At 64.6% G+C, this 7,445-nt stretch carries 2 protein-coding genes and 1 pseudogene; 1 reads left to right on the top strand and 2 read right to left on the bottom strand.

Features of this window, described 5'->3' with window-relative positions; all coding sequences use genetic code 11:
• Positions 1-162: 162 nt before the first annotated feature.
• Positions 163-294, top strand: a pseudogene (locus ABT170_RS35505) (IS630 family transposase); the annotation flags it as partial.
• Positions 295-376: 82 nt separating this feature from the next.
• On the opposite strand, the gene ABT170_RS35500 reads toward ABT170_RS35505, so the two are convergent.
• Together ABT170_RS35500 and ABT170_RS35495 are read right to left on the bottom strand one after the other, a co-directional pair.
• Positions 377-715 carry an ankyrin repeat domain-containing protein gene (locus ABT170_RS35500; protein WP_351874420.1) on the bottom strand — a complete coding sequence of 113 codons (339 nt, stop codon included), beginning with the start codon at positions 713-715 and terminating at the stop codon, positions 377-379.
• A gap of 26 nt (positions 716-741) precedes the next feature.
• Positions 742-7,326, bottom strand: coding sequence for an RHS repeat-associated core domain-containing protein (locus ABT170_RS35495; RefSeq protein ID WP_351874417.1), 6,585 nt, complete (start codon positions 7,324-7,326; stop codon positions 742-744).
• Positions 7,327-7,445: the final 119 nt, after the last annotated feature.

Raw genomic sequence — 7,445 nt, 5'->3', positions numbered from 1 at the left:
GACTGGGCATAACACCAGCCGCAGCCCATCGTTAAACCAGCCGGGACAGACGTCACATGCTGTCGTACGGAGGCCCCGGGCGGAGCGCCCGGGGCAACTCCCGGTGCACCTGTGCAGACAATCCCCGGTGCCACCCCTCCGAGCGGGGCGGGCGGCTCCACGATCGGCAACCTCGCCGCCGCGAACCTCGACCAGCTCGCCGCGGCCGTAAAGCGCAGCCTCAAGAAGACCCGGTACCGACCGCACCTCATCGACGGCTGCCTCATAGACACCGGCCTCACCCTGACCAGCTGACACGATCAGGCCGACATCACCCATTCAGATTCAGTAACGTTTCTGCTGCGGTTGCCTTCTCGTACCGGCAACCGCAGCAGAATTACCTCTCGCCGAATTTTTCGAGGATAAGTAGGCGCGCGATATCGTGCCCATAAGACTCCGCGATTTGGAGAGGTGCTTCACCCATCGGAGCAACCAAAAAAGGATCTGCACCAAAAGCAAGAATGATTGCCGTAGCTGCACCACTGAGTGGATTGCCGGATTGAAGAGCAGAATCCCCCTCAAGGTCAATCGCATGCACCAACAAAGTCATCCCACAGCAGATCTCATCGGGATTTGCGCCATCATACAGGAGCCTACTCAGCTCGTCATGATCACCCATCTCGACAGCTTGATGTGCGGGAGTCCACGGGTTCTCAAAGGCAAACCCTTCACCCATTCCTATTACCTCACTATCAAAATGAATCAATTCCGACCTGAAGTGTAATTTATTCTAATATTAGGAAACTCCTGAATGAACTGACCTATCACGGAGCTACACGATACACAAGCAGCCTGAGAGGAATGCATAGTGAGTGATCCTCGAACCGAGGACGGCTCCCCTAGCTGATTCGCTACATAGGTTAGCATCTTATATTCTGTATCCGACTGCCTGTTATTCCTGCCAGTCGCCTCCGCTTTGTAGCGAGCAGGGTTGCCCTCAGACCCTACTGATGGAACATGACCTTTACGCTCCGCCTTTCCGCTGATTGAAAGAAATGTCCGAGCATCTCCACCATCAACCTGCAGAACACCCGCCAGTGCAGACCTCCCCTTTCCAACAATACCGGACGAATACATTCCCTTAACCGATGCCCTAGGACTCGGAAGGAACCGCCCAGGACCAATATCAACGGACCCCGTTCGGGGCTCACACACCATAACACCGGGTGGGTAACACCCACCTGTCATCTGCTCCCAGGCATCGTCAGGATTTCCCTTGAGAAGGTCCACAAGGGGGCCATCTGGCACCAAGCTTTGAAGATAGTTCGCTACCCACTCCTCAAATGCGCTAGCACCGGAATTATGTGCAATGCAGTGACCTACGGCGCAGGCAAGCAAGCCACCGCCCTTACCAGTTACCACCTGACCCGAGCTGCCGGAATTCCCTGTTCCGGCACTGCCCGTACCGCCGCTGGCAGTACCTTCCTTTTTCGGTGCCGGGTTGGTGTTGATCGGGAAGGCTGGGTCTGGCTTGCCGCTGTTGTTGCCCGGTTGGCAGTGGCCGTTGCCTGGGTCCAGGCAGGTGCCGGTGGGGTCCGAGTTGGTTGCGGGCGCTTGGCCGGCGTAGCTGTATCCGTTGAGTGTCTGGTGTTTGCCGAGTTCGAGGAGGGGGTCGACGCTGATGAACTGGCCGATTCCCGGGTCGTATTCGCGGGCGCCGATGTGGGTGAGGCCGGTGGTGGTGTCGGTCGGTTTGCCGAGGAATGCTTTGTCGTCGGGCCAGGTGGTGGGGTTGGTGCCACGGGGGGCGCCGAAGGGGGTGGTGTGGCGCTTGATGACGTCCTGGGTGGTGGCGTCGGTGGCGATGCTGCTGGTGCCGTGGTGGTCCGCGGCGAGGAAGTTGATCTTGCTGCCCGGGGTGCCGAGCGTGGATGTGCGGACCGCGATGTTCTGGCCCGCGGCGCTGTAGTAGCGGGTGCCTGTGACCGTCTTTGTTGTGCCCTTGGTGGTCAGGCGTACTTCGGTGGCGCCGAGGTAGAGGACGGTGTCGCCGTCTCCGGTGGCGCGGCGGATGAGGAGTTCGCCGTCGGCGTCGTAGAGGTAGGTGGTGCCGAGTGCGGGCTTGGTGCCGGCTGCGGGTTCGGTGGTGGTGGCCAGTTCGCCTTCGGTGTTCCAGGTCAGGGTCTGGGGGGCCTGGGTCCCGGGGCGGGTGGTGGTGTTGCCCGCTTCGTCGTATCCGTATGTCGCCGTCTTGGCGCCGGTGGTCTTGACGAGGGGGTGGGGCTGGCCGGTAGGTGTCTTGTATCCGTAGGTGGTGGTGGCGTCGCCCGCGGCGGTGTGGGCGGTTTCGGTGGCCCGCTGGCCGGCGTTGTTGTAGGTGTAGCTGGTCCAGTACGGGGCGGCGCCGTCGAGGCTGGCGGTGGTGCGGCCGGTGGTGGAGCAGTCGGCGGTCTTGGGGGTCCAGGCTTCGGTGAGGCGGCGGTCGTTGTCGTAGGCGAAGCACTGGTTGTCGGCCTTGGCGGTGCCGCCGAGGGTGGTGGGGTCGAAGATGGACTGGACGTTGCCCGCGTCATCCTGGGTGTAGTTCAGGTCCTGCAGCATGTACGCGTGGGTCTGGTCGGTGACGTGGCTGCGAGTGAGGCGGCCGGTGCCCGGCTCGTACTTGTTGGTGATGTAGGTGTTTTTTGCACCTGCGCCGAGCGTGAGCTGTTCGGCCTGGCCGAGCGCGGAGTAGCTGACGCCGAGGAGGTAGGTGTTGGTCCCGGACAGCCCTGTGGTAAGGCCGAGGGAGTTGTACTTCGGCTGGATGATCTCCTTGGGGAGGCCTGCGACGCCGGGTTCCTTGGTGTTGTTGAGGGTGCCGTCGAGAAGGTAGTCAGTGCCGAAGGTGGTCGTCGCTGCCACTGCACCGGAGGTAACCAGCGGGTCGTCGGCGGGCAGCACGACCTCGGTGCTGGTGGCCCGGCCGAGGGTGTCGTAGGCCGTGACCTGCTTCGTGTACTTCTTGCCGGTGGCACCGCCGACGTAGCGGGTGGAGGCGACGGGTTTGCCCTTGAGGAGGGTGTCGTAGCTCCAGTCGGCGAGTTTGTTGGCGTCCGTCTCCTCTGTCTGCCACAAACCGGTCTTGCGGCCGAGTTCGTCGTACGCGTACAACAGCTTCGCGTTGCGTGAGTCCGTGGTCTGCGAGACTTGATCGAGTTCGTTGTACTCCGTGGTGGAGGTGCCCTTGTCCGGGTCGGTCGTCTCGGTCTCGCGGCCGAACAGGTCGTAGGTGTAGGTCCACTTGGCGTCGTCGATGCCGGTGATCAGGGACTGCTTGCCGTCAGGCGTGTAGTCGTACTTCACCCGGGTGTAGGAGGTCCCTGTCGTGGCACCGTACGCGGTGTCGTTGGGCGCGGTGCCCGCGTAGGTGCGTGTCTCCGTGGTACGGCCCAGGACGTCGGTGATGGTCCGGGTGGCGTTGCCGCCCGTGACGGCGGTGGTGGCGGTCGAGTCACCGGTGTAGCTGGTGGTGGTCGACCACCGGTCGACACCGAACACGGTGAAGGTGCTGGTCGTGGGGCGTGCTGCCGCGTCGTAGGTGGTGCGGGTCAGGGCCGGGGTGTGGGCGTAGGAGGCGCGGGCGTATGTGCCGTTCGGGGCGGCGAGGTTGTCGTAGATGTCGGCGTACGTCTCGTAGGCGAGGCCGCGTGAGTCGTAGCGGGTGTCGGTCAGGATCCGTCCGCCGAGCGGTGAGGCGGTCTGCGTCTGGAGCGGGCGCAGCAGGGCGTCGGTGATGGCGTAGCTGGTCTGGTAGTTGGTGCCATCGGCCTTGATGGTGGCTGCGGAGGTCCAGGGCTGGCTGCCGCGGGCGAAGTTGTAGTCGTACTTCGCTGTCGGGGTGTCGATGCCCTTGGTGCGGTTGGGTGCCCAGGTGTTGGTGATGCGGCCGAGTGCGTCGTAGGTGTTCTCGGTCTTCTTGAGGTTGGCGTCGAGGGTGCTGGTGACGGATCCGCGTGCCGGGTCGAGATAGGTGTAGCTCTTGTGGGTCTGACCGTTGGAGGTGATCTTGGGGGCGGAGACGATGGTGGCGGTCAGAGGGCCAGCCGCTGCGGGGTAGTACGCCGTGGAGGAGACGTAGCCCTTGGAGTTGGTGGCGGTGAGCGGGCGGCCGAGAATGTCGTAGGTGGTCTTGGCGACCGTTTGCCAGCCGCCGTTCACTGCGGGGTGGCGGTCGCTGGTTCCTGTGGCGATGGGGTAGGCCTTGGCTCTGCCGGTCCAGGTGGCGAGGCCGAGGGTCGGGGTTTGTGAGGCGGTCCAGCCGGTTGCGGTGGTGTTGTCGTAGACGACGGCGGTGTCGGAGAGTACGTCGCCGCGGGTCTTGGAGTTCGCGGGGAGGTTCAGTTTGTCGTCAGTGACGATGGCCCCGGCTGTGTCCAGGCAGGCGGTTCCGATGGTTCGGGTGCGGGAGACGAGGCTGGTGATGCCTTTGTCGGGGTTTCGGGCGTACCAGGTGCGGGTGCAGGTTTCGTCGCCGGTCTTGGCTGTGTTTCCGGCTGCCGCGGTCTGCGTGATCATGCCGTAGGTGGCGTCGTAGGTGTATGCGGTGGAGTTGCGGCGCCAGGTGTTGCTGATCGGCAGGTAGGTGTAGAGGGAGGAGAGGGCGGGGCGGATGTAGTACGCCTTGGTGTTGGCGTAGGACCGTTGCTGGCTGGCGGTTTCTTTGGTCCAGATGTTGTGGAATGCCAGGGTGACGGGTGCCGTGCCGTTGTAGGTGATCTCTTCGCGCAGGAAGCCTGCGTACATGTCGTGGTCGGTGAGGTCGGAGGCGTTGAGGCCTGCGACGTCGATGCCGGCGACGGTGGCGGTGCGGGTGGCGGTGGTGTCTTTGCGTTTGTCGCCGTGCATGCCCTGCATGTACAGGCGGACGGTTTTGGACTGGGGGTGGTTGGTGTCGCCGGTGTGGGTGGTGACCTTCTGGTAGCCGCGCCAGCTGGACCAGGTCCGTTCGTCCTCGGGTGTGAAGGGGTCGTTGTTGTAGTGCCAGCCGGGGCTCTCGTAGGTGTAGGAGTTCTCCACGGCCTCGTTCTGGCCGGCGGGGTCGGAGGTGGATACGGAGGTGACGTTGTACTTGTGGAACCAGTCGAGTTGGGGGTCGCCGCCGTTGACGGGCCAGTACACGGGGTAGCAGGAGAGGTTGTTGTCGTCTTCGGCCGTGGGCATCTTGCTGCCCCGGACGCACTGGGGGTCGGACAGGGTGACGGTGGTGATGGCACCGGTCTCGGTGGTGATGGTGTTGATGCGGGGACGGGTCAGCGGGAGGATGTTGTCGGTGGCGTCGACCCGGTTGGGCCGCATGTGGTAGCCGAATTCCACCGGGGGGACGGCGATGGTGCCGCCGTTCTTCCCGGTGCGCTGGAGTGTCTTGAGGGTCAGTGTCTTGTCGGAGGGGTTGCCGATGTCCGCGCCGTCGAGGAACTGGTAGGTCAGGGCGTAGTTGTCGACGGGCTTGTACGCGTCGGGCTCGGCGGCGGTTGACCAGACGCTGGTGTCGATGCCGGTGAGCATTTTGCGGGTGAAGAACGCCGGTCCCTTGGGCAGGCACTCGGTTTCGTCGGCGCTGCAGATGGCGTCGAAGGGGACGTCGGGCCAGTTCTTCGCGGTGTCCTCGGTGAGGGAGGAGCAGTCCGATGCGGTGCAGCGTTCCTTGTAGGTGAACTCGACCTTGCCGGACGGGTTGCCGGTGAACAGGGTGTCGGAGCGTTGTCCGTACCTGATCTCTTCGAGGTGGCCGCCGCGGGTGTAGGTGGCGAGTTCGGTCTTGTCGCCGTTCTTGGCGTAGTGGTTCGTCTCCGCCTTGTACCAGTAGGTGGAGGCGTTGCCGTGGAGGTCGGTGATGAGGTCGAGGTTCCAGCGCCATGCCTGTGTTTTGGCGCGGCCGGAGTAGCCGGTGCCGGAGGAGTAGCCGGGTTCGCCGGAGTCGTCTCCGAAGACGGGGACGGTCCAGACGGAGTTGGTGCGTTCGGTGCCCGCGCCGGGGAGTTTGTTCAGGCCGAAGGTGTATGTGGTGCCGTCACCGGTGACGACTTTCCAGTACTCGCCTTTTCCGTCGCCCTTGCCCGAGACGATGTCGTCGCCGTCGTCGTTGTTGGCTGCTCCGGTCTCGTGGGTGACCTGGGAGGCGTCGTCGTTCTTGAGGCGCCAGATGCCCTTGGTGTCGTCCTTGACGAGTTCGGTGGCTTTGCCGTTCAGGACGAGGGAGGCGTTCTCGTACTTCCAGCACTGGTCCTGTTTGTCGGTCTGGCCGTCGTCCTCGCAGGATCCGTATTTGCGCTCGATGTAGGAGGAGGTGAGGTCGAATCCTTCACCGAGCATGGTGCCCTGGTTGTTCGTGTTCGAGGTGCGGCCGTCCGTGCTGCCCGAGTCGTAGGACAGGGACAGGGAGGGTGATGGGCCGGCTGCCGCCGGTGGCACGGTGATCGGGTAGGACCAGGTGAAGGAGCCGGATGAGCCGCCTGCTTCCCAGGCGGAGGAGGCGGCCAGCGGGGTGGCCTTGTAGTCGCCCGCGCCGGAGGCCGCCGTCTGGGAGGTAGCCGTCACAGCGAAGACACCGGCCGGTGTCTTGTTGGCTGTGGTGGTGTCCGTCCCGGGGAGGGTGACCCGGGCGGAGATGGTCTGTGCCGCGGCGTTGTTGCGGTAGGTGACGGGGTTCCGGGTGCGGCACTGGGGTTTCTGGGGGCTGGTCAGCGCACATGCGGGCAGGGACACCAGGCCCAGGCGGGGCCCCCAGTTCCCGCCGATGGCGTCGGCGAACGCCGCGTAGTCGACGGTGATGTCGGCGGTGCCCGGGGACGTGGCGGTGGCGGTGAAGACCACACCGGTGATGCCTGTGGTGCGGGACGTCTTCTGGTCGAGGACGCTCACCGTGGCGGAGCCGGTGACCGGGGTGGCCGGCTGTGCTTTGCGTGCTGCGGGCTTGGCGGGCGGCGGAGCCGTGACGGACACGGTTGCCCGCTGCCCGGGTGTGCCGGAGACCTTCTCTGTTGTGGTGGATGCCTTCGGCCAGTGAGCGGCGTGCAGACTGCGTGCCTGTGCGGCTTGCCTGCTGTTGGCCGCCTTGTTCTTCGCTACCCGTTCGCGGTCCTTTTTCGCACCCAGGGCACTGACCGTCTTCACCTTGCTGACCCGGGTGGCCGGAAGGTCGGGTCTGCCCAGAGGATCGGCCGCGGCGGCTACCGGAGTCAGCACGGCAGGCACGGACAGTACGAGGACGAGCGCTCCGACCACGGGTATGCGAAGTGTCGCGGCGGCGCGGGCGGGGCGCCGTCGGCCGCGTCGCTTCAGGAACGAGGGGAAAGATCTGGGCACGGACACGTCTTCTCTCCGAATACGGCCGACCGCCGGTTGTCCGGGCAGCGCAGCAGGGTGGCAGTGGCGCAGGGCGGGGCGTGGCCGGCGGTGGTGGTGGCCGGCCACGCTCGTGGCGA

Origin of the sequence: Streptomyces sp. NPDC001787 (assembly GCF_040297465.1) — a bacterium.
GTDB lineage: Bacteria > Actinomycetota > Actinomycetes > Streptomycetales > Streptomycetaceae > Streptomyces.
Note: the sequence above shows the minus strand (reverse complement) of the source record. Positions and strands in the feature narration are given on the sequence as shown.